Source organism: Nocardia sp. FBN12 (assembly GCF_050320175.1).
GTDB lineage: Bacteria > Actinomycetota > Actinomycetes > Mycobacteriales > Mycobacteriaceae > Nocardia.
In genome coordinates this window covers 6,081,677-6,100,940 of the sequence record NZ_CP190048.1, presented here as the reverse complement: position 1 = coordinate 6,100,940, position 19,264 = coordinate 6,081,677, and the positions used below count along the sequence as shown (strand labels likewise).

23 protein-coding genes are annotated in these 19,264 nt (G+C 67.5%); 13 read left to right on the top strand and 10 right to left on the bottom strand.

The window, feature by feature from the left end:
* Window positions 1-12: 12 nt before the first annotated feature.
* On the top strand, window positions 13-561 hold the full coding sequence (locus ACQHI0_RS28800; RefSeq protein WP_427904896.1) for a ferritin: 549 nt from the start codon (window positions 13-15) through the stop codon (window positions 559-561).
* Between the two features lie 239 nt (window positions 562-800).
* Here the strand turns inward: ACQHI0_RS28800 and ACQHI0_RS28795 are convergent, their stop codons facing one another.
* The 4 genes from ACQHI0_RS28795 to ACQHI0_RS28780 form a co-directional block, all read right to left on the bottom strand.
* Window positions 801-1,721 (bottom strand): DUF5926 family protein, encoded by a 921-nt coding sequence (locus ACQHI0_RS28795; protein WP_427904895.1) that lies wholly within the window; start codon window positions 1,719-1,721, stop codon window positions 801-803.
* A gap of 63 nt (window positions 1,722-1,784) precedes the next feature.
* The gene (locus ACQHI0_RS28790) at window positions 1,785-2,552 is read right to left on the bottom strand and encodes a glycerophosphodiester phosphodiesterase (RefSeq protein WP_427904894.1); all 768 of its coding nucleotides are present in this window, start codon (window positions 2,550-2,552) and stop codon (window positions 1,785-1,787) included.
* Window positions 2,549-3,589 carry a DUF4328 domain-containing protein gene (locus tag ACQHI0_RS28785; RefSeq protein ID WP_427904893.1) on the bottom strand — a complete coding sequence of 347 codons (1,041 nt, stop codon included), beginning with the start codon at window positions 3,587-3,589 and terminating at the stop codon, window positions 2,549-2,551. Before ACQHI0_RS28785 ends, ACQHI0_RS28790 begins: the two co-directional genes overlap by 4 nt.
* A 29-nt stretch (window positions 3,590-3,618) precedes the next feature.
* Window positions 3,619-3,978 carry a rhodanese-like domain-containing protein gene (locus tag ACQHI0_RS28780; protein WP_427904892.1) on the bottom strand — a complete coding sequence of 120 codons (360 nt, stop codon included), beginning with the start codon at window positions 3,976-3,978 and terminating at the stop codon, window positions 3,619-3,621.
* A 335-nt stretch (window positions 3,979-4,313) separates the two neighbouring features.
* On the opposite strand from ACQHI0_RS28780, the gene ACQHI0_RS28775 reads away from it, so the two are divergent.
* From ACQHI0_RS28775 to ACQHI0_RS28760, 4 genes are all read left to right on the top strand, one after another.
* Entirely contained in the window at window positions 4,314-4,925 is a 612-nt protein-coding gene (locus ACQHI0_RS28775; protein ID WP_427904891.1) for a hypothetical protein, read from the top strand.
* A 235-nt stretch (window positions 4,926-5,160) separates the two neighbouring features.
* The gene (locus tag ACQHI0_RS28770) at window positions 5,161-5,784 is read left to right on the top strand and encodes a superoxide dismutase (protein WP_194825332.1); all 624 of its coding nucleotides are present in this window, start codon (window positions 5,161-5,163) and stop codon (window positions 5,782-5,784) included.
* A gap of 153 nt (window positions 5,785-5,937) precedes the next feature.
* A complete protein-coding gene (locus tag ACQHI0_RS28765; RefSeq protein ID WP_266294923.1) occupies window positions 5,938-6,465 on the top strand; it encodes a peptidase in 528 nt (175 codons plus the stop codon).
* Window positions 6,466-6,838: 373 nt separating this feature from the next.
* On the top strand, window positions 6,839-7,543 hold the full coding sequence (locus ACQHI0_RS28760; protein WP_427904890.1) for a TMEM165/GDT1 family protein: 705 nt from the start codon (window positions 6,839-6,841) through the stop codon (window positions 7,541-7,543).
* A 45-nt stretch (window positions 7,544-7,588) separates the two neighbouring features.
* Here the strand turns inward: ACQHI0_RS28760 and ACQHI0_RS28755 are convergent, their stop codons facing one another.
* Window positions 7,589-8,227: a TetR/AcrR family transcriptional regulator gene (locus tag ACQHI0_RS28755; RefSeq protein WP_427904889.1), complete on the bottom strand. Its 639-nt coding sequence runs from the start codon at window positions 8,225-8,227 to the stop codon at window positions 7,589-7,591.
* Window positions 8,224-9,102, bottom strand: a complete 879-nt coding sequence (locus tag ACQHI0_RS28750) for an SDR family NAD(P)-dependent oxidoreductase (protein ID WP_427904888.1) — start codon at window positions 9,100-9,102, stop codon at window positions 8,224-8,226. Before ACQHI0_RS28750 ends, ACQHI0_RS28755 begins: the two co-directional genes overlap by 4 nt.
* A 149-nt stretch (window positions 9,103-9,251) precedes the next feature.
* On the opposite strand from ACQHI0_RS28750, the gene ACQHI0_RS28745 reads away from it, so the two are divergent.
* Window positions 9,252-10,019: an SDR family NAD(P)-dependent oxidoreductase gene (locus ACQHI0_RS28745; protein ID WP_427904887.1), complete on the top strand. Its 768-nt coding sequence runs from the start codon at window positions 9,252-9,254 to the stop codon at window positions 10,017-10,019.
* A gap of 98 nt (window positions 10,020-10,117) precedes the next feature.
* Here the strand turns inward: ACQHI0_RS28745 and ACQHI0_RS28740 are convergent, their stop codons facing one another.
* From ACQHI0_RS28740 to ACQHI0_RS28730, 3 genes are all read right to left on the bottom strand, one after another.
* Complete coding sequence (locus tag ACQHI0_RS28740; protein WP_427904886.1) at window positions 10,118-10,567, bottom strand: N-acetyltransferase family protein; 450 nt, start codon at window positions 10,565-10,567, stop codon at window positions 10,118-10,120.
* 103 nt (window positions 10,568-10,670) lie between these two features.
* Window positions 10,671-12,632 carry a molecular chaperone HtpG gene (htpG, locus tag ACQHI0_RS28735; RefSeq protein ID WP_427904885.1) on the bottom strand — a complete coding sequence of 654 codons (1,962 nt, stop codon included), beginning with the start codon at window positions 12,630-12,632 and terminating at the stop codon, window positions 10,671-10,673.
* Window positions 12,633-12,645: 13 nt separating this feature from the next.
* Window positions 12,646-14,250, bottom strand: coding sequence for a TM0106 family RecB-like putative nuclease (locus ACQHI0_RS28730; RefSeq protein ID WP_427909336.1), 1,605 nt, complete (start codon window positions 14,248-14,250; stop codon window positions 12,646-12,648).
* A 244-nt stretch (window positions 14,251-14,494) separates the two neighbouring features.
* Between ACQHI0_RS28730 and ACQHI0_RS28725 the strand changes: the two genes are divergently transcribed.
* The 7 genes from ACQHI0_RS28725 (at window position 14,495) to rraA (ending at window position 18,997) form a co-directional block, all read left to right on the top strand.
* Window positions 14,495-15,169: a DUF6474 family protein gene (locus ACQHI0_RS28725; RefSeq protein WP_427904884.1), complete on the top strand. Its 675-nt coding sequence runs from the start codon at window positions 14,495-14,497 to the stop codon at window positions 15,167-15,169.
* A gap of 8 nt (window positions 15,170-15,177) precedes the next feature.
* On the top strand, window positions 15,178-15,750 hold the full coding sequence (locus tag ACQHI0_RS28720; RefSeq protein WP_427904883.1) for a hypothetical protein: 573 nt from the start codon (window positions 15,178-15,180) through the stop codon (window positions 15,748-15,750).
* Window positions 15,751-15,791: 41 nt separating this feature from the next.
* Window positions 15,792-16,445 carry a YcnI family protein gene (locus tag ACQHI0_RS28715; protein ID WP_427904882.1) on the top strand — a complete coding sequence of 218 codons (654 nt, stop codon included), beginning with the start codon at window positions 15,792-15,794 and terminating at the stop codon, window positions 16,443-16,445.
* A 62-nt stretch (window positions 16,446-16,507) separates the two neighbouring features.
* On the top strand, window positions 16,508-17,023 hold the full coding sequence (locus tag ACQHI0_RS28710; protein WP_427909335.1) for a copper resistance CopC family protein: 516 nt from the start codon (window positions 16,508-16,510) through the stop codon (window positions 17,021-17,023).
* A 6-nt stretch (window positions 17,024-17,029) separates the two neighbouring features.
* Window positions 17,030-17,974, top strand: a complete 945-nt coding sequence (locus ACQHI0_RS28705; protein WP_427904881.1) for a CopD family protein — start codon at window positions 17,030-17,032, stop codon at window positions 17,972-17,974.
* A 65-nt stretch (window positions 17,975-18,039) separates the two neighbouring features.
* Window positions 18,040-18,495, top strand: coding sequence for an SRPBCC family protein (locus tag ACQHI0_RS28700; protein ID WP_427904880.1), 456 nt, complete (start codon window positions 18,040-18,042; stop codon window positions 18,493-18,495).
* A gap of 13 nt (window positions 18,496-18,508) precedes the next feature.
* On the top strand, window positions 18,509-18,997 hold the full coding sequence (gene rraA / locus ACQHI0_RS28695; protein WP_427904879.1) for a ribonuclease E activity regulator RraA: 489 nt from the start codon (window positions 18,509-18,511) through the stop codon (window positions 18,995-18,997).
* A 21-nt stretch (window positions 18,998-19,018) separates the two neighbouring features.
* On the opposite strand, the gene ACQHI0_RS28690 is transcribed toward rraA, so the two are convergent.
* The gene (locus ACQHI0_RS28690; protein WP_427904878.1) at window positions 19,019-19,240 is read right to left on the bottom strand and encodes an RNA-binding S4 domain-containing protein; all 222 of its coding nucleotides are present in this window, start codon (window positions 19,238-19,240) and stop codon (window positions 19,019-19,021) included.
* Window positions 19,241-19,264 lie beyond the last annotated feature (24 nt).

The following is a 19,264-nucleotide window of genomic DNA, read 5'->3' as shown; positions in this document are numbered from 1 at the left end:
AATGTTGCCGTCATGTCGATTCATCCGGAAGCCCCGCGTAGCAAGTTCCACACTCTGCTCCAAGACCAGATCCGGCATGAGTTCAACGCCGAGCACCAGTACATCGCGATCGCGGTGTGGTTCGACAACAACGACTTGCCGCAGCTCGCCAAGCGCTTCTACGCCCAGTCGGTGGAAGAGCGAAATCACGCGATGATGATCGTGCAGTATTTCGTCGACCGCGACATCTCCGTGGAGATCTCGGGCATCGATGCGGCGAAGTCGAAGTTCGAGACCGCCCGTGAGCCGATCGAACTGGCGCTGGCCCAGGAGAAGACGGTCACCGATCAGATCGTCCAGCTGGCCAGCACCGCCCGTGAAGAGGGCGATTACCTCGGCGAGCAGTTCATGCAGTGGTTCCTGAAGGAGCAGGTCGAGGAAGTGGCGCACATGACCACGCTGCTCAATATCGCCGATCGCGCCGGGTCGAACCTGTTCGACCTGGAGGCGTTCATGTGGCGTGAGCTGAGCACCCCGAAGGACGCCTCCGGCGCACCCTCGGTCGCCGGCGGCAGCGTCTAGTTCGAACGCGGAAGGATTCGGCTCGCGGCAGCGAGCCGAATCCTTTCTGCGCGTTTACCAGCCGGAGCCGGAGCCACCCGAGCCGGTGTTGGCCAGCACGGTGCCGATCAAGATCTGGGCGAGACCGGCGATAGATCCTAGAAATTCCACGATGCCTCTTACTTTCGTCATCACCGATTGGTCGGCTGAGCTGTGAACCTAGCCGACCAGATCTGTGAAAGAGACATGTTTCATTAAGTTCAGCGCAGGGTGACCTGACGCGAACGCAGACCATCGCGCGAACGGCGCTCTTCGGTGGTCATCGGCGCGTCCGACGCCAGCGCTTCGGCCAGGCGGGCACCGAACTCCCGTGCGGGAGCTTCCCATTCGGCCGGATGCCGCTCGGGATCGAGATCGAACACCGGCACCAGCAGGCCGTGCGTGCGGAACGAACCAGCGAACCGCGAACCCTCGCCCAGGTGCAGGCCACCGGTGGCGTGCACGCGAGCCAGCGCCAGCATCAGCGCGTCCTCGTCCTCGGGACGCACCCAGCGCACGTGCGCCTTCTCGCCCGCGTCGACCCACCAGGCCGCGCCGACGGAATCCGGGCCGAGGTCCAGCCGCGCCGACGGCATGATGGCCTGCTTGGCCTGCTCGATCGTCGCCGCCACCTGCGGATCCGGCGTGACACCCTCGGGCACCCACCAGTCGAAGTCCTGGTGCACGGTGAGCTCGAGGTCGGCACCGGGATCGATCACGTCGGCCAGGCGCGGACCACCGTCGACGGCGTCGGCGGAGTTCAGCGACTCGCCTGCCTCGGCCGACTGGGTCCACAGGATCGCCGCCGCGATATCGGCCGACGGGTCCTCGCCGCGGAACTGCATCTGCGTGCCGACGAAGCCGACCGGCTCGTCGCCCGCGCGCACCAGCGCGGCCACCGCACCGGGTAGCACCGTCGCCAGGGTGACCTCACGCTGCGCGGCCACACCGGACGCGAGCTTCAAGGTCGCGGTCGCCGACGGCACGAACTCCCGCAGCGCCACCAGATCACATTCGGCGGCAAGCCCCTCGAACGGCCGTGACACGGCCGCGGATGCCTGCTCCTGCGCCGCACGCCGCTGCGCGAGACGCTGAGCCCGATTACTGTCGGGCTTCGGACTGTTCCGCTTGCTTTTACCCACGGGTGGAGTTTATGGCCGAGCAGCGGATTCGCTCACCGCGCCCCCTGCCCAGGCCGCGTCCGGTCAGACTCCGGCGAGTAGAGCTTTGGTGCGACCGGGGTGGTTGGTCGCGACCCAGCTGACGCCGAGGTCGGCGCACAACGTCACGTCTTCGGGATCGTCAACGGTCCAGCAGTAGGTGGCCCGGCCCGCCGCGGCGGCCTTGTCGACCAGTTCGGGATGCTCGCGCAGGGTTTTCACCGACGGGCCCACCGCCGTCGCGCCGACCGTGGTGGCCGCGCCCCCGCCGAGGAATCGCGACGATTCGCCCAGCAGCACCGTCGGCAGCAGCGGCGCGGCACGGCGGATCCGCCAGACCGCGGTCGCGGCGAACGACATCACCACCGCACGGGAATGGTCGGCCGACGCGGGCGTGGCGATGCCGAAACGCTGGAGTTCGGCGAGCACCTTGTTCTCCACCAGGGCGCCGTAGCGCACCGGGTGCTTGGTCTCGATGAACAGCTTGGTCGGGCGGGTGCGCCAGTCGAGGACCAGGCCGATCAGATCACTGAGCGCGAGCACGCCCTGTGGCTGTTCCTCGGTGCCGAAGTTCATGTCGCGCAACTCGTCCAGCGTGAGTTCGCTGACCAGCCCGGTGGCATCGGCGGTGCGGTCGACGGTGCGATCGTGCACGCAGACCAGGTGACCGTCGCGGGTGAGCCGGACGTCGCATTCGACACCGTCGGCGCCCTCCTGCAGGGCTAGCTCGTACGCGGCGAGGGTGTGCTCGGGCTTCGCCGCGGACGCGCCGCGATGCGCCACCACGAAGGGTGGGCGATTGCTCTGGCTCACTTGGCCACGACCTCCTCCTGCGTATTCTCGCCTGTCCGGACAGAATCCGCGCGTTCGACCTCATCGTGCCCGGCGTTGTCGCGCACCGCGACGGCGCCCGGCTCGACCGGCGCGATAACGACCTCGGCGGGATCGGCCGCCATCACCCAGCGATGCGCCGACCTGACCTCGCCACGCAGGTCACGGCCTTCCAGCGTGCGCACCATCCACAGCGTGAGCACCGCGAAGCCGGCCGCGCACAGGTTGGTGAAACCGGTGAACGAGACGCCGTCGGCCTCGGCCTGCAGGGTCGACGCGTCGCGCCACAGCGTCGCCGCGAGCAACAGCAGTCCGCTGAACACCCAAGCGGCCCACCAGATCCGCACCGCCCGCCGCGAACGCGGATCAGGGTCGCCGCCGAGTAGTTCGATGAGGAAAACGCCCGGCCAGATCAGATTCACGCCCGGCACAAGGCAGCCCGCGATCAGCGACCACCGCCTGCGCGGATCGCGCTTGCCGTAGGCCGTGAACACGATCGTGCGCGCTTCGATCAGCCAGGCGACCAGCGATACGGCCGCCACCAGCGCACAGATCGGCGCGATGACGCCGAACACCAGCACCGTCGCGTCGGAGATCGACAGCAGCCAGCCGGGGATGAGCCGGGCGCGGTTCTGCAACAGGATCAGGTAGCGGCCGTATTCGGCGAGGCCGGCGAGCAGGAACGCGATCGTGGTGGCGACCAGCAGCCGGTCGCGGCGGGCGGCGAGGCCGCGCAGCGGGCGCTCCGGCGCGGGGGACGCCGACGGCGGCGGATCGAGCAGACCCCAGCGCGGGGTCTCGGTGTAGCGCGGAGTGGGCCCGAGGGGGGCCGGGGTGGTCGCGCCCGCCTTACGGGTGCGATGGTCGGGTCGGCGCGCGACCCAGCGGTAGTTGCGCTGGGCGGGCGGCGCGTCGACCTTGCCGGGCGAGAGCAGCACCCCTCGGCAGCGCGGGCACCAGTGCATCGGCGCGCCCTGCACGGCCCACCGCGCACCACAGCGTGCACATGGTTGCACCACCGAACTCACCCGCGCACCCCGCTTCCGGACTAGTAGATCTTGGCTTCGTGGTCGCCGTCGGCGACCACCGGGCGGCCGGTCTGCTGCCAGGCCACCATGCCCCCCGCGACGTTGACCGCTTCGTACCCGATGTGGGCCAGATACCGGACGACCTCGATGGACCGGCCACCCTGCCTGCACACGATGTAGAGCTCGGCGTCGATATCGAGCTCGTCGAGGCGGGCGGGCACGTCGACCATCGGGATGTGGATCGCGCCCGGCGCGTGCCCGAGGTTCCATTCGTCGGGTTCGCGCACGTCGAGCAGCTGCGCGCCCGGCGCCGGGTCCGCGTCGTCGAACGCGGCGGGTACCGCACCCACCGGCACGGTGGGGACATCGGAGCTCGTCACGCCTCGATCCTGCCATGCCACGCGCATCGCCGGGCGAGCCTGTGCGAGGACGAGGTGTCGCGCGGGCCTCAGCTATCGGTCAGCACACAGTCAACGGGAACCGGCTGCCGACGACGCCGACAGCCGGGTGGAACCAGCCGGGAACGACCGATCCGGGACTCCCCTCCATGTCATCCCGGAGCGGTCGTTCGCCGCTGACGTCGGGATTCGTGGAGCGTGTTTGTCCCGACATCTACTTGGACGCAAGCGGGACCGATTCGGTTCCATAAAAACGAGAACACTAGAGAAAATCTTAAATCCTGGGATCTGGGCGGCCAGATCGGTAGCCTGGGCGCATGAACGTGAGCAGGGGGCTACTCGACAGTTTCGACATCAACGGCTTGAATACCGCTTTGTCCGAATCCACGTGTCTAGGGGTAGAAGTGGATGCCGCGGCGGGACGGCTGCAACTCGCTCTCGAGGTGCTGACGTTACCCACGGATGGACCCGCGCCGATCGACGCGAAAGTTCTGCTCACCTTTACCGGAGTCACCCGCGTCGCGGCCTCCCTGCGCATCCAGCGCTGGGACGACGTCGACGCCCGCGTGCTCCCGCTGAGCCTCGACCAGCTCGACGAGGCCATCGAGAGCTTCGGCGGCGGCGGGCTGCACGGGTGGGAGTTCATCGATCTCGACGACAGTGGCTGGACGCTGTGGAGCGAGTTGCTCAGCTTCGACACTGTGCTCGATCAGCGCATCGCCGCCCACGTCATCGAGTTCTCCCAGGAGGAGGGCATCGACCCGCGCGAACTCGATGTGCGCGTGTGGTTCGACAAGATCTCGGTCACCGACACCGCGGGGCGCGAGATTCCGATGAACGAGTTCATCGAGGGTGGGCAGCGCTGGTGGGACGCGCACGCCACCGGAGACGCGCGGGCCAGCAAGGCCGACATCGCACCGCCGCTGTAGTTTTGGAGCGCTGGCGCGCTCGAGCGGGGCCCTTCGGGCCCCTGATCTTCCCTCCCTCCGGGCACTCCTTCGTCGCACCCTCCACTCAGTCCAGATCAGGGCGGGCCCCTTCGGGCGAGACCTACAGGGAATGCGGGGGCAAGGTGCGCGGGTTGCACGGGGCGGGTGTACGAATGATGGTTGGTGTTGTCGTCCGAACTGGGCGCGCACAGCCCGACACACGGAAAGGGACATCGTGGCCGTCTACACGCTGCCAGAACTGGATTACGACTTCGGCGCACTGGAGCCGCACATCTCCGGTGAGATCAACGAGATCCACTACACCAAGCACCACGCCGCCTACGTCGCAGGCGCGAACAAGGCACTCGAGCAGCTCGAGGAAGCCCGTGAGTCCGGCGACCTGGCTGCCATTCTCCTGCTGGAGAAGAACCTGGCCTTCCACCTCGGTGGCCACTACAACCACTCGGTGTGGTGGAAGAACCTCTCCCCCAACGGTGGCGACCAGCCGGACGGCGACCTGGCCGCGGCCATCGCCGACCAGTTCGGCTCGTTCGACAAGTTCCGCGCGCAGTTCACCGCTGCCGCGAACGGCCTGCAGGGCTCCGGCTGGGCCGTCCTGGGTTACGACACCCTCGGCCAGAAGCTGCTGACCTTCCAGCTGTACGACCAGCAGGCCAACGTGCCGACCGGCATCATCCCGCTGCTGCAGGTCGACATGTGGGAGCACGCCTTCTACCTGCAGTACAAGAACGTCAAGGCCGATTACGTGACCGCGTTCTGGAACGTCGTCAACTGGGCTGACGTGCAGGACCGCTTCGCCCGGGCCGTCGGCCAGGGCAAGGGCCTCATCTTCGGGTGAGTTAAGCCTTTCAACGGGCCCGCATGCGATTTTCGCGTGCGGGCCCGTTGTCGTTTTGCCCGATTAGCACTCATTGGTACTTGTGTGCCAGATGGGTATAGGGCTATTCCTGTGGTACGGGCATAGTCGCCCCCGGTAGTTCGGGAGGCCATCATGAATACACAGGGTCCGATCGGGATCACGCCATTTCAGGCACGTGGACGACTGAGCGGGTTCGTGGTGTCGGGGCGGTGGCCGGACACCACCAAGGAATGGGCACAGGTGCTGGTGCTGGCCGTGCGGGTGGCGTCGATGCCGGGCCTGCTGGTGACCACCACGGTGTTCGGGGTGCGCGAGGAGCTGCCCGACGACCCGGAACCGGGCACGGTGGGGCTGGTGATGGCGGAGGGGCCGGTGCTCGGGGACGAGGCGATCGAACCCGGCCGGTTCGCCGCGCACACCCCGCCCGCGCTGCTGATGCTGCATCCGCCGTCGGAGACGCGCCCCTCACTGCCCGAATGCGCGGGCGCGGCCTCGGGCTGCGTGCTGCTGCCCGGCGTACCACACCTCGGCCTGGAACATCGCGCGGCGTGGGCCGAGGCCGAACTCGACGGCACGATCACCTCGCTGGTGAGCCGCGTCGGGATGGATCTGATCAGCGATCCCGATACTGCCGTGCTAGCAATGCTGCTGGCCGCCTGAGTATTTCGTCGACGACGGTCCGGCGAATGCTCGGCAACGGGTCTGCGTGGTGCTGAAATCAGGGAAACCCAACAATCACCACCGCACACCCAAACTTATTGTGCCCATTGCGATTTGGATTACCAGGACTTGGCATACCGGGAGCTACCGGGCTACAGTGGGAAACAGCGAAGGGGAGTAGCCCGCAATCGCGCAGTCGACATACTGATCGCCGCCGTACGGCGCGGTCCGGCTGCGTGAACCGGTAACCACCGGTGGGCGAGACCTTCGGCCACGAACCGATCCGTCGACCGGTGTGGCTGAAGGCGGCTTGCGACATTCGAAAGCACGGTCTCTCAGCCACAGGCCGGAGTATTTCCTGGGAGCTGACTTCATGATCGCCACGATCGTATTGAGCTTCGGCGTGCTCTTCCTCGCCGAACTCGGCGACAAATCGCAACTCATGGCGCTGACCTTCTCGCTTCGCTACCGCTGGTGGGTGGTCCTGGCCGGCATCAGCGTGGCCAGCGTCGCCGTGAACCTCATCGCCGCGGGCGTCGGCCATTTCCTCGGCACCGCCCTGCCCGCGAACGCCATCGCCGTCGTCACCGCACTCACCCTGCTGGTAGTCGGCCTCTGGACCCTGCGCGACGCGCTGACCAGCGATAACAATGCCGAACAAGCTCCCGAGCCGCCGAGTACCCGCAACGCCTTCCTCGTCGTCATCTCCGCGTTCACCCTCGCCGAACTCGGCGACCGCACCATGTTCGCCGCCGCCGCCCTCGCCTCCAGCAACAACTGGCTGGCCGTGTGGATCGGCTCGGTCGCCGGCATGGTCGCCGCGGGCGCCCTGGCGATCCTGGTCGGCAAGATCGCGGGCAAGCACCTGCCCGAACGTGGCATCGCCATCGCCTCCGGCCTGCTGTTCCTGTTCTTCGCGGGCAAGACCGTCCTCGACGCCTTCGTGCCCTCGCTGGGTGGTTGGGGTTCGGTGGCGACCGCCCTGATCGCCCCTGCGGTGCTCGGCGTCGGCGTCCTGGTGTGGCGCAAGCGCAGGCAGTCCGCCGTGCGCACCGAGCTCACCGACATCGCGAGCTGAATTCGCGAAGGTGGGCCATCCAGTTTCGGGGCTCAGCCGGAAAAGCTAGGCGAAGGCGTTGCCGTAGAGGGTGCCTGAGCGGCTGGCCAGCGCGATCAGCTGGTCTTTGATGCCGCGCAGGCTTTCCGGGTCGTCGGCGGCGATGCGGCCGGTGACCATGGCGCCGATGGCGGCGGCCAGGGTCGCGCAGGCGAAGCGCTGGTCGTCGGATTCGGCGCCGAGCATGGCGGCCACCACCTCGACGAAACGATGCTGCAAGGCCATTCGCGCCTCGATGGCCGACGGGCCGACCGCGTAGACCTCCACCAGGAACAGGCGGGCCGAGGCGGGGTCGTCGATCATATGGTCGAAGTAGACGGTGAGGATGCGGTCCATTCTGGTGAGCGCGTCGGTGTCGGCGCACTCGGCGATCACGGTCTGGAGCTTTTCGGCCAGCACGCTCGACACCCGGTCGAAGGCCGCGTTGAAGCAGTCCTCCTTGGAGCGGAACAGCTCGTAGAAGGTTTCCCGTGAAACCCCGGCCCGCTTGAGAACGGCCGCGACCGGCGTGCCGACGTAGCCGCCGACGGTCATCGCCTCACCCATCGCGACGAGAATGCGTTCCCGTTGCGAGGCGACGACTTCTTCGCGCGAGAGATGGTGCCGTCCACGCGGAAGTTGCTGCCGCAGGGTCGAATCGCTCATGCTTGCCGTTCCATTCTGCGGGGTCGGGCGGGCTGATCGGTGGTGAACGGGACGTCCTCGGTGCGGGCGATGTCGATGGCGCGGGCCAGGCGGTCGCCCTGCACCCGTTGCACGACCAGTTGAGCGAGCAGCCGGAACGGCCGCACCAACGCGACCCACCACGGCGAGACAACGGTCTTGCGTCGTCGCGCGATGGCTCGTTCCAGCGCTTCGACCGCGGGTCCGATCGGTGAGATCCCGGTCAGGCTGGTGTCCCCCAGCACGGTGTGCGCGGCGGCCGTACCGAATCCGCGCACCGTCATGTCGGTGTCGATGCCGGCGAAATAGCTGACGCCCACCTTGGCTCCGGTCGAGCGCAGTTCCGCGCGCAGCGTGGCGCCGAGCGAGGCCACCGCCGCCGCCGAGGCGCTGTAAGCCCCGCCGAGCGGCAGCTGCACGGCTGTGGAGATCGACGACATCATCAGCACATACCCACCCGGATGCGAAAGATGCGCCCCCGCCGCCGACACTGTGTACGCGACCCCGAGCACGTTCACCGCGAGGGTCTCCTCTAGCACCGACAGATCCCCGCCGATCATCGCCATCTGCTTGGCGACCCCCGCGTTGGCCACCAGCACATCGAGCCCGCCGAGTTCGCCGACCAACGCCTCGACCACCCGTTCGACCTGTCCCCGATCGGCCACATCGCAATACCGCCACGGCACATCACCGCATTCGGCGGCCACCTCGGCCAGCAGTTCGGGTTCCAGCCCGAGCAGCGCGACATGGGCCCCGCGGGCGGCCAACCTACGAGCGAGCGCGGCACCGATCCCGCGAGCGGCCCCGGTGATCAGGACCTTACGTCCGGCCACCGAAGGACCGGCGAACGATCTCATGACGGCACGCTACCACCGGTAAACACCGGTGTTCACGACGATTTCCGCACACCTCCGGATGGGTGTTCCAGAGCACACCGGCGACGGGTTAGGGTGCCTTGTTGGCAAGCGGCACAATAAGCCGCGTATCACCTACAGATTGGACCGTCGTGGAGATTTCGGGTTCCGCCGCCATTGTCACCGGAGGGGCCTCCGGCCTCGGTGCCGCCACCGCCAAGCGCCTGGCCGATGCGGGCGCCACAGTCTTCGGACTTGACGTTCCCGCGTCCATCGAGCGCGCGGGCGACAACGTCCCCGCCGGCGTCACCCTGATCGCGGCCGACGTGACCAGTGGCGACGAGGTCGCCGCCGCGATCGCCCAGGTCACCGAGGGCCCGGCGCCGCTGCGCATCGTGGTCAACTGTGCCGGTGTCGGCTGGGCGGGGCGCATCCTGTCCAAGAACGGCCCGCACGATCTGGAGCTGTTCCGCACCGTCATCACCGTGAACCTGCTCGGCACGTTCAACGTGATGCGCCTGGCCGCCGATGCCATCGCCAAGACCGAGCCGGTCGACGAGTTCGGCCAGCGTGGCGTGGTCGTCAACACCGCCTCGGTCGCGGCCTTCGAAGGCCAGATCGGCCAGATCGCCTACTCCGCGTCCAAGGGTGGTGTCCACGGCATGACCGTGCCTGCGGCCCGTGACCTCGCCCAGTTCGGCATCCGCGTCAACACCATCGCCCCCGGCATCATCGACACCCCGATGCTGGCCGGCGTCACCCCCGAATACCGCGCCGGCCTCGAAGCAGGCGTCCCGTTCCCCTCCCGCCTCGGCCGCCCCGACGAGTACGCCCAGCTCGTGGAGTACATCGCGTCGCACGACTACCTCAACGGCGAGACCATTCGCATGGACGGCGCCCTGCGCATGGCCCCGCGCTAGAGGTCGGCTGTTCAACGGCGCCTCGCTCACCGAGCGGGGCGCCGTTCGCCTTTCGTGGGGCACACCCGCATACTGCTCACCCCGAGGAGACCGGCTGGCTACACGGGCCGGGTGAAGGTGATCAGGGATCTGCCTGGGCCGTTGTAGTTGGGGATGGGGCCGGTGACGGTGAAGCCGAGGCTGCGGTGGAAGTCGATCGAGGTGTAGTTGGCGGGGGAAGTTATGGCGGTGACGGTGGTGCGGTTGTCGGAGCGGGCGATGGTGAAGAACGCTTCGTAGAGGGTTCTGCCCAGGCCGGCTTTACGGGCATCCGGGCGGACGGCGACGAAGTGGATATAGGCGGTGTAGGGGTCGGACGGCGAGCCGAAACCCACCAGGAAACCGGAGATTCCGTTGTCGTCGGAGGCGATCAGGCTGGTCCGGTGGAAGTGGTCGAGGAACATGCGTGGGAGGTTGTGGACCGCGGCCCTGCCCCACCAGTTGTCGACTACGCCGATGATCTTGTCGTAGTCGTCGGGTCTCGCCCGACGAATCTTGTGCCCCACCATCACTCAATGGTGGACCTGATGTGAGTTGTCAGCACCAGAATTGCTGGTGAACAAAACTGCCCGCTGCCGGAATCGGCAGCGGGCAGTCTCTGGAACTTCTAGCTCAGACCGTGCGGGTCAGGCGCTCGGTGAGGAGCTGGGCGAAGCGGGCGGGATCCTTGAGTTCGCCGCCCTCGGCGAGAACCGCTGTGCCGTAGAGCAGCTCGGCGGTTTCGGCGAGCTCGGGAACCTTGCCTTCGTCGGCATCGGACTTGCGGGCGTCGTAGGCGTCGCGCAGACCCGTCACCAGGGGGTGGGTCGGGTTGAGCTCGAGGATGCGCTTGGACTCCGGCAGGGCCTGGCCCGAGGCGCGGTACATGCGCTCGAGCATCGGGGTGAAGTCGTAGACGTCGCCGACCAGGCAGGCGGGTGAGGTGGTGAGGCGGTTGGTGAGGCGGACTTCCTTGGCGACGTCGCCGAGAGTGCCACCCAGCCAGCCCAGCAGGTCGCCGAAGTCCTTGTCCTGCTGTTCGCGCAGGGCTTCGGTTTCCTTCTTCTCGTCCTCGGTTTCCAGGTCGACCTCGCCCTTGGCGATGGACTGGAACGTCTTGCCCTGGAATTCCGGAACCGAACCGACCCACATCTCGTCGACCGGATCGGTGAGGATCAGCACCTCGCGCCCCTTGGCCGTGAAGGCCTCCAGGTGCGGCGAATTCTCCACCTGCGCACGGCTTTCGCCGGTCATGTAGTAGATCGACTCCTGGCCGTCCTTCATCCGCTCCACGTACTGGGCGAGCGTGGTGAGCTCGGACTCCGACGCGGTGGACGCGAAAGACGAGACGGTGAGCAGGGTTTCGCGGTTGTCGGTGTCGGAGAGCAAGCCCTCCTTGAGGACTCGGCCGAACTGGGCCCAGAACGTCTGGTACCTGGTCTGATCCTCGGCGCCCTGCATGTCCTTGACCGTGGACAGCACCTTCTTCACCAGGCGCTTGCGGATCATCTGGATCTGGCGGTCCTGCTGCAGGATCTCGCGCGAGACATTGAGCGAGAGGTCCTGCGCGTCGACCACGCCCTTGACGAAGCGCAGGTACTCCGGCATCAGCTCTTCGCAGTTGTCCATGATGAATACGCGACGCACGTAGAGCTGCACACCGCGCTTGTGCTCACGGGTGAACAGGTCGAACGGCGCGATCGACGGGATGAACAGCAGCGCTTGGTATTCGAAGGTGCCTTCGGCCTTCATCGGGATGATCTCGAGCGGCTCGTCCCAGGCGTGGCTGACGTGGTGGTAGAACTCCTTGTACTCCTCGTCGGTCACCTCGCCGCGCGGCCGCGTCCACAACGCCTTCTGCGAGTTGAGGATCTGGTCCTCGACGATGGTCTTGTCGACCTTGTCCTCGCCCTCCCCCTCGGTCACCGTGCGCTCGACCTGCATCCGGATCGGCCAGGCGATGAAGTCGGAGTACTTGCGGACGATCTCGCGCAGCTTCCATTCCTGCGTGTAATCGAAGAGGTGATCGTCTTCGTCGGCCGGCTTGAGCTCGAGGGTCACCGACGTGCCCTGCGGTGCGTCGGCGACGGTGTCGATCTCATAGGTCGAGCTCCCCGCGGCGGCGCTCCAGCGGGTGCCTTCGGCCTCGTCCGCCTTGCGGGTGGTGAGGACGACCCGGTCGGCGACCATGAAGGTGGAGTAGAAGCCGATGCCGAACTGGCCGATCAGCTCCTCGGCGGCGGCGTCGGACTTGGCCTCGGTCAGCTTGCGGCGCAGGTCGGCGGTGCCGGATTTGGCGAGGGTGCCGATCAGGTCGATCACTTCGGCGCGGGACATGCCGATGCCGTTGTCGCGGACGGTCAGGACACGCTTGTCCTGGTCGACCTCCAGCTCGATGTGCAGGTCGGAGGTGTCGGCGGCCAGGTCTTTGTCCTGGTAGGCGGCAAGCTTGAGCTTGTCGAGTGCGTCGGAAGCGTTCGAGATCAGCTCTCGCAGGAAGGTGTCTTTGTTGGAGTAGACCGAGTGGATCATCAGCTCGAGGAGCTGGTGGGTTTCGGCCTGGAACTCGAGGGTTTCGACGTGCTGCTCAGTCACGCCCCCGATGGTATTACCGCCCGAAATCCGCCAGTGAGGGCACCTCGGCTACAGCCCGCTTCGACATCCAATCGCGCAGCACCTGGGTGGCGCGGACATCGTCTTCGTTGTAGACGAACAGGCGGGTGCGCTGGGACAGGTCGATGTCGTCGTCGTAGCCGACCGCGCGGCGGTACCAGCCCATCGACGCCTCGCCACCGGCTTCCGGATCACGCCAGCCGAATCCGGCGACGGGGGCGATCTTCTTGAGGCCCTTGCCGTTCGGGCAGATGAACTGCTCGGTGACGGCCTGGAACATGTCGACCCATTCTTTCGAGTCGACGAAAGCGCGGACTTCCTCGTGGGTCGGGACGCCGGGGCGGCCGGCGAACCGGCGGGCCGACTCGTAGAGCCACTTGTCCTCGGCGGTGCGCGAATAGCAGTAGGCCGCAAAGGTTTTGCCCGCGGCGTGGGCTTCGGCGCGACGTTCCATCAGCCAGGTCCAGAACTCGCCGAACGAGCGGCCCTCGTCCTCGGTGGGCAGCGGATCCCAGGTGACGAACGGGCGGTAGACGTCGTCGAGCAGGGTGCCCCACAGGTAGGCGCCGTCCTCCTGATAGCTCTCCAGGTCGACGTCGATCTCCACATCCGCGCGACGTACGCTGACCTGCTCGAACCGGCGCACCAGCGGAGCGCCGTCGATCCAGGCGCGGGCGGTGACCACAGTTTCGGCGAACGGGCCGTGCTGCCAGTCGTCGGGGTCCTCGCCCTCCCAGGCGGCCAGTTCGTCGACGGTTTCGATGCCGTGCAGGCGCAGCACGTCGGCGCGTGAGCCCGGTGCCACCAGGCTCACATCCCGCATCTGCGCCAGCGTCGCCTCACAGCTGGGCTCAGCTGTGTCTGACTGCTGCGCGTCAGGACCGCGCACCCACCACGGGCACTGCCTGCACTCGGGCACCTTCGACGGCTGGGTGGGCAGTTCGCCGCGCACCACCGCGATCCGGTCGGCGTAGCGCTGGTCGTAATCGGCCAGCACGCTCGTCAGGTCGTGCACCAGGATGCGGTCGGCGACCAGTCCGATCGCCCCGCCGCTCAGGGCCGGGCTGGCCATGCCGTAGCGCTGCAACATCCGGTACAGGTGAGCGAGGCGCTGCTGGTCGCGCGGCTGCGGACGCAGTTTCACATGCTTGTCGCGCCGGGGCTGCCAGCGGAACAGGTCCGAGGTCATCGGGTGGAAATCGGCCGGGTCGGGCTTGCGCGGGTCGGTGACCTTGTGGTTGACCACGATGATCGGGATATAGCCGCCGCGGTCGGCGTCGCGCAGCAGGAATTCGACACCGCCGCGTCGACCGGTGTCGGCCTCCTGCGGCAGCAGTCCGCCCCAGATGCGCGGGGCGCCCGCCTCGATGGCGGCCATCGTCGCCGCGGCCTTGGCCGCGCCGCGCAGCTCCGGATCGATCACCACCCAGTCGCCGGGGGCGGCCGCGACCAGTTCGTCGCGGATCTTGATGCGATGGGCGGTGGCCGCGTCGCGACGCTGCTGTACGCCCGAATCCTCGCGAACCTCGGCGAGGATGCCCGGATTCTCGGCGTCGAGGCGAAGGCGATGTCGGCACCCGATCAGCGAGCGCGCGTCCAGGAAGGCGGCGCGGGTGCCCCCACCGTCGGCGCCGCGACCGGGCGCAGCGGAAGCGGGGACCGGGCTACGCACCGGCCCGCCGTCGAAGTCGTCCTCGGCTGCACGCACGCAAGCAGTATGGGCCTTACCCCCGACACAATGCCCAATCGCTACCCCCTTCCCACTACGCTAGGTAATAACGGCAGGCCGCTTCGGAGGCGGTGCTGCCTCATGACTTGGCGAGCATGACGGAGGGCCTGATCTCATGGGGTTGTTCAGCAAGCGGAAGCGGCGGCCGAGCCGACGCGCTGAGGCGAAAGCGCTCAAGCACAAAGCCGCGGTCGAGGCGAAGCTGGGCGCCAAGAACGAGCGCAAGGCGGCCAAGGCCGGTGAGCGCGTGAACCGGCGCACGGCCAAGGCACAGGCCCGCACGGCCGACAAGGTCGCCAAGGCGCAGATCGCGACCCTGCAGGCCGAGGAGAAGGCCGCGCAGAAGGCCGCGGCCAAGGCTGATCGCGAGCTGTTCAGCGCGAGTCAGATCCGCAAGTACATCGGGGTGGCCCGGGTCCTGATCCCGGTGCTGGCCCCGCTGGCCTATCGCGGCGCGACGATGGTGCGCGGACAACTCGACGCGCGCAAGGCGCAGCAGCTCGGTATCGGCATGGACCAGCTGAGCGAGTTCAGCGGGCACGGTGCGCGGCTGCAGGCCCGCATCACCAATACCGAGGAAGCCCTCGACAAGATCGCCGCCGACAAGGCAGGCGATGCCGACACCGAGAAGTTCGTCGCCGCGGCGCGCTCGCGCATGGCCGATCTGAACGTGGCGGTGCGCACGGCCGAGCAGATGCCCGCCGCGCGTCGCAAGGCTGTGCACGCGTCGATCTCGGCCGAGCTGGCCGTGCTCGAGAACGACGTGCTCGCCCGCCTCGGCGTTCGCTGATCCTGCTCGTGACCACGCCGCAGTTCGCCTCCCGCTTGCGCGGTGGTGGCTGCGGCGTACTCGTGGGCGGGCTGGCCGTCGCCGCGCACGGGATCGGCGGTGGCGCGGTGCCACGGTCGGCGGAAATCGCACTGCTGCTGCTGGTTTCGCTAGCTGCCGGTGTCATCGGCGGATCAGCGAAACCGGCCGCAGGGCGACGGTTGCCTGGTGATCCGCGCGACGGCGCGCTAGCACGCGGGAGCGCCCCCTCGGCCGCGCGAACAGCCTCGGCATTGCTCGCGGGGCAGTGGGCCGGGCACTTCGCGCTGTCGACATCACTAGACCATCACGGCGGTCTGCTGCATCTGCCGAGTTGGCCGATGATCGCGGCGCACCTGGGTGCGGCATTTGCCTGTGCCGCACTGATCTCGGTCGCCGAGCGGCTGTATCTCGTTGCGTCGAGCGTGCTTCGGGCGGTGCTCGGCTCACCGACGCCGGTGATCGCACCGCGCGCTGTGCGCTGGTCCGCCACAGCCACTTTCGCGCGAACCGCTCGTCCGAAGGGTGCGCGATGTCCGCGCGCGCCGCCGCTGTTCGCCTGATTCACGACGACATCAGAATTCTTCGGACGACAAGGCATTCCATGCACAACTTCATCACTCGTTCCACCGCAACCGCTGCTCTCGCAGCCGGTTTGGTGCTCGCCGCCTGCGGCTCCGCGGCCGCGCACGTCAGCGTCGAGGCGCCGGGCGCCGCCCAGGGCAAATACACCGTCGCCACCTTCAAGGTGCCGACCGAATCCGACACCGCGTCCACCACCGCATTGCGCGTCACCGTGCCGAATCTGAAAAGTGTTCGGACCGAGCCGATGCCGGGTTGGACCTCGACTGTCGAACGCAATGACAAGGGCGAATCGCTCGCCGTGGTGTGGACCGCCGCGCCCGGTAATCCGGGCGTCGGGCCGGGCCAGTTCCAGCGGTTCGTGCTCTCGATCGGGCCGCTGCCAACCCAGGACACCGTGAACTTCCCCGCGCAGCAGACCTATAGCGATGGCAAGGTCGTGGCCTGGGACCAGCCGAGCACCGGCGGCGCCGAGCCGGAGCACCCAGCGCCTTCGCTCACCCTGACCGCGAACGGCGGTGCCGAGGGCGGCGACCACCACGTCGCTTCAGCCGAATCCGCCGAGGCACAACCGGACAATGTCGCCCGTTGGCTGGGTGGCGCGGGCCTCGCGCTCGGACTTTTCGCCGCCGCGCTGGGCCTCGGCATCGTCGTGCGCTCCAGGAAGTCCTCATGACGGGCGGTGCGAACCACGTTGCTGCCGTGGATAACCCGGTGCGGCGGCGCACGCCGAGAAAGATGCTGGTCGCCTTACTGGCTGTGCTGTTCGCCTGCGCTTTCGCGGCGGCGGGTACGGCGAGCGCGCATTCGGGTGCGGTGAGCAGCGTTCCCGAGAACGGCTCGACGGTCGAGGCCGGACCGGCGCGGGCCAGTGTCACCTTCAATGAGGAACTGCAGCAGAACTTTCCGTCGCTGACCGTGGTCGGGCCGGACGGCAAGTTGTGGTCCAAGGGCAAGGCGCTCGTCGAAGGACGAAGTGTCAGTGTGGAAGTGGGTGAGCTCGGGCCGGTCGGCGAGTACACGATCGCGTTCCGGGTCACCTCGGCCGACGGTCATCCCGTCAGCGGGACAAGGACTTTCACGCTCAGCAAGGCAGGCACCGGCACCCCCGGCGCACGTCCGGGTGAGGACAAGACCGACGACGGCGGCGACGGTGGGGTGCCCGTGTGGGTGTTCGTCGCCGGCGGCGTAGTGCTGTTCGGTGCCGGTCTCGCGGTGGCGTTGCTCGGCGGCCGGTCCGGTCGCAAGAAGTAGTCGACGATGACGACCGGTCGCCGGGCACCCCGTGCTGCGCGCAAGCAGTGGCGAGTCCTGGTGCCGGTCGTCGTCGCGGCGCTGGCCGGGGTGGTGCTGGCCTGGATACTGCGCCACACCGGCGGGTTCGCATTGGTGGCGTTCGCGCGCGTACTCGCCGACGGTGCGGGCGCGGTCGTGCTCGGTCTGGCCGCGCTGCCCCGGCTCAACGACCGCCTCACGATCACCTGGCGCCCACTGGCCGCCCTCGCCGGGGTCTGGTTCGCCGCCGAATTCACCGTGCTCGTCTGCGAGGCCGCTGAAATCGTCGGCGTCCCCGTGACCCAGCTCGACGCGAGCGACTTCACCACTTTCCTCGGCCGGCTCAGTGGCGGCCAGATCGGCATCGCGATCCTGTTCTGCACCGGCGCGATCGCCTGCTACGCGGCCATGTCCTTCCGCCGCCCCGACACCGCATCGGCCGACCTGGTCCTGGTCTTCGCCGCGGTCGCGCTCTCGCTGCGCCCGATCACCGGGCACATGTCCCAGCAGATGCTCGGCTCGGTCCTGGCCGCGATCCACGCACTGGCCGCCGCCTGCTGGCTGGGCCTGCTCCTCGCCATGGTCCTCACCCTGCGCACCCGCGGCGAATGGGCCGCCACCCTCCCCCGCTATTCGACGATCGCGGCTCCACTGGTCGCCGTTGTCGCGGTCACCGGCCTGATCAACGGCTTGGTACGACTCGACGGCATCACCCCGTTACTGACCACGGGCTACGGACGAATCCTGCTGGCCAAGCTCACCATCCTGTGCGCCCTGGTCGCCCTCGGCTGGTGGTGGCGCCGAACCTGGGTCCGCAAAGCCGCCGACCACCGCGTCACCGCCGAGATCTCCCTGCGTAACGCGACAATCGAAGTGCTGGGAATGGCAGTAGCGTTCGGCCTGGCAGCGACCTTGGCAGTCACCGCTTAGTCGTCTCGGTCACGTTCGGCGTCGAGCGCCATTTCACCGAATGGGTACCGATTACAGTGATCGGCATGACCGAAGTGAGGATCGCCGAAGATTGCGCCGCGCCCGCCGAAGCAGCGTTCGCGTTCGTCAACGACTACCGCAATCTGCCGAAGTTCTGGTACGGCATCGAATCCTTCACCCCTGTCACCGCGCAGACCGACGGTCTCGGCGCGAAGTTCGACGGGAAGATGAAGCTCGGCCCCGCCTCGCTGACCTCGCGTATCGAGGTCGTCGGCTGGGAAGAGGGCCGGTTGATCGCCACCAAGTCGATCAAGGGCATCGAGATCGTCGCGACCTTCAATTTCATCCCCAAGGGTGAGATCGCGTGCACGGTGGACGCGGATATCAATTTCTCCGTCGGCGGCGGCATCGCGGGCAAGGTGCTGAGCAAGACCATCGAGCCGTTCGTGAAGATCGCCGTCCAGCACACCACCGACTCGCTCGTTCGCGAGATCGAAAAGTCACATGCCGATCAGGCCTGACACAATATCGACCATGACCGAATCAGCGAATGTTGTGGCCACCGCCGATCTGGCCGACGAGATCGGCCCCGAGATCCGTAGCTGCGATACGCAGTTCATCCAGTTCGGCGGCCGCGCCGAATTCGCGGGCCGGATCACCACGATCCGCTGCTTCCAGGACAACCTGCTGGTCAAGCAGACCCTGAGCACCCCCGGCGACGGCAAGGTGCTGGTCGTAGACGGCGGCGCGAGCGTCCACACCGCCCTCGTGGGCGACATCATCGCAGGCCGCGGCGTGGACAACGGCTGGGCCGGCGTCATCGTCAACGGCGCCGTCCGCGACTCCGCCATCCTGCGGACCCTCGAAATCGGCGTGAAGGCCCTTGGCACCAACCCCCGCAAGAGCACCCAAACCGGCACCGGCGAACAGGACGTCCCTGTCGAATTCGGCGGCATCACCTTCGTCCCCGGCGAAATGCTCTACAGCGACTCCGACGGCGTGGTCGTTCGCGCCGAGGACTGAGGCGACGCGGGTGTCCGAGGGTCAGCCCGCGGACACCCGTACCTTGTTCCCGGCGAGCAGAACGACATCGCCGATCTCGAGCTGCCTCCCCCGACGTAACTCCACTTCATCGTTGACGCGCACCAAACCCTGCGCGATCACGGTCTTGGCCTCGGAACCCGAATCGATCAGGTTGGCCAGTTTCAGGAATTGCCCGAGCCGGATGACAACGTCATCGATCGGCACATCAACTGGTTCCGACATGCGCTAATACTTACTCCACCGCGA

Coding starts and splice junctions, on each gene's coding strand:
- ACQHI0_RS28800 (WP_427904896.1), top strand. CDS start 13: ATGTCGATTCATCCGGAAGCCCCGCGTAGCAAGTTCCACACTCTGCTC.
- ACQHI0_RS28775 (WP_427904891.1), top strand. CDS start 4,314: ATGAACGTGAGCAGGGGGCTACTCGACAGTTTCGACATCAACGGCTTG.
- ACQHI0_RS28765 (WP_266294923.1), top strand. CDS start 5,938: ATGAATACACAGGGTCCGATCGGGATCACGCCATTTCAGGCACGTGGA.
- ACQHI0_RS28760 (WP_427904890.1), top strand. CDS start 6,839: ATGATCGCCACGATCGTATTGAGCTTCGGCGTGCTCTTCCTCGCCGAA.
- ACQHI0_RS28755 (WP_427904889.1), bottom strand. CDS start 8,227: ATGAGCGATTCGACCCTGCGGCAGCAACTTCCGCGTGGACGGCACCAT.
- ACQHI0_RS28750 (WP_427904888.1), bottom strand. CDS start 9,102: ATGAGATCGTTCGCCGGTCCTTCGGTGGCCGGACGTAAGGTCCTGATC.
- ACQHI0_RS28740 (WP_427904886.1), bottom strand. CDS start 10,567: ATGGTGGGGCACAAGATTCGTCGGGCGAGACCCGACGACTACGACAAG.
- ACQHI0_RS28725 (WP_427904884.1), top strand. CDS start 14,495: ATGGGGTTGTTCAGCAAGCGGAAGCGGCGGCCGAGCCGACGCGCTGAG.
- ACQHI0_RS28715 (WP_427904882.1), top strand. CDS start 15,792: ATGCACAACTTCATCACTCGTTCCACCGCAACCGCTGCTCTCGCAGCC.
- ACQHI0_RS28710 (WP_427909335.1), top strand. CDS start 16,508: ATGCTGGTCGCCTTACTGGCTGTGCTGTTCGCCTGCGCTTTCGCGGCG.
- ACQHI0_RS28705 (WP_427904881.1), top strand. CDS start 17,030: ATGACGACCGGTCGCCGGGCACCCCGTGCTGCGCGCAAGCAGTGGCGA.
- ACQHI0_RS28700 (WP_427904880.1), top strand. CDS start 18,040: ATGACCGAAGTGAGGATCGCCGAAGATTGCGCCGCGCCCGCCGAAGCA.
- rraA (WP_427904879.1), top strand. CDS start 18,509: ATGACCGAATCAGCGAATGTTGTGGCCACCGCCGATCTGGCCGACGAG.
- ACQHI0_RS28690 (WP_427904878.1), bottom strand. CDS start 19,240: ATGTCGGAACCAGTTGATGTGCCGATCGATGACGTTGTCATCCGGCTC.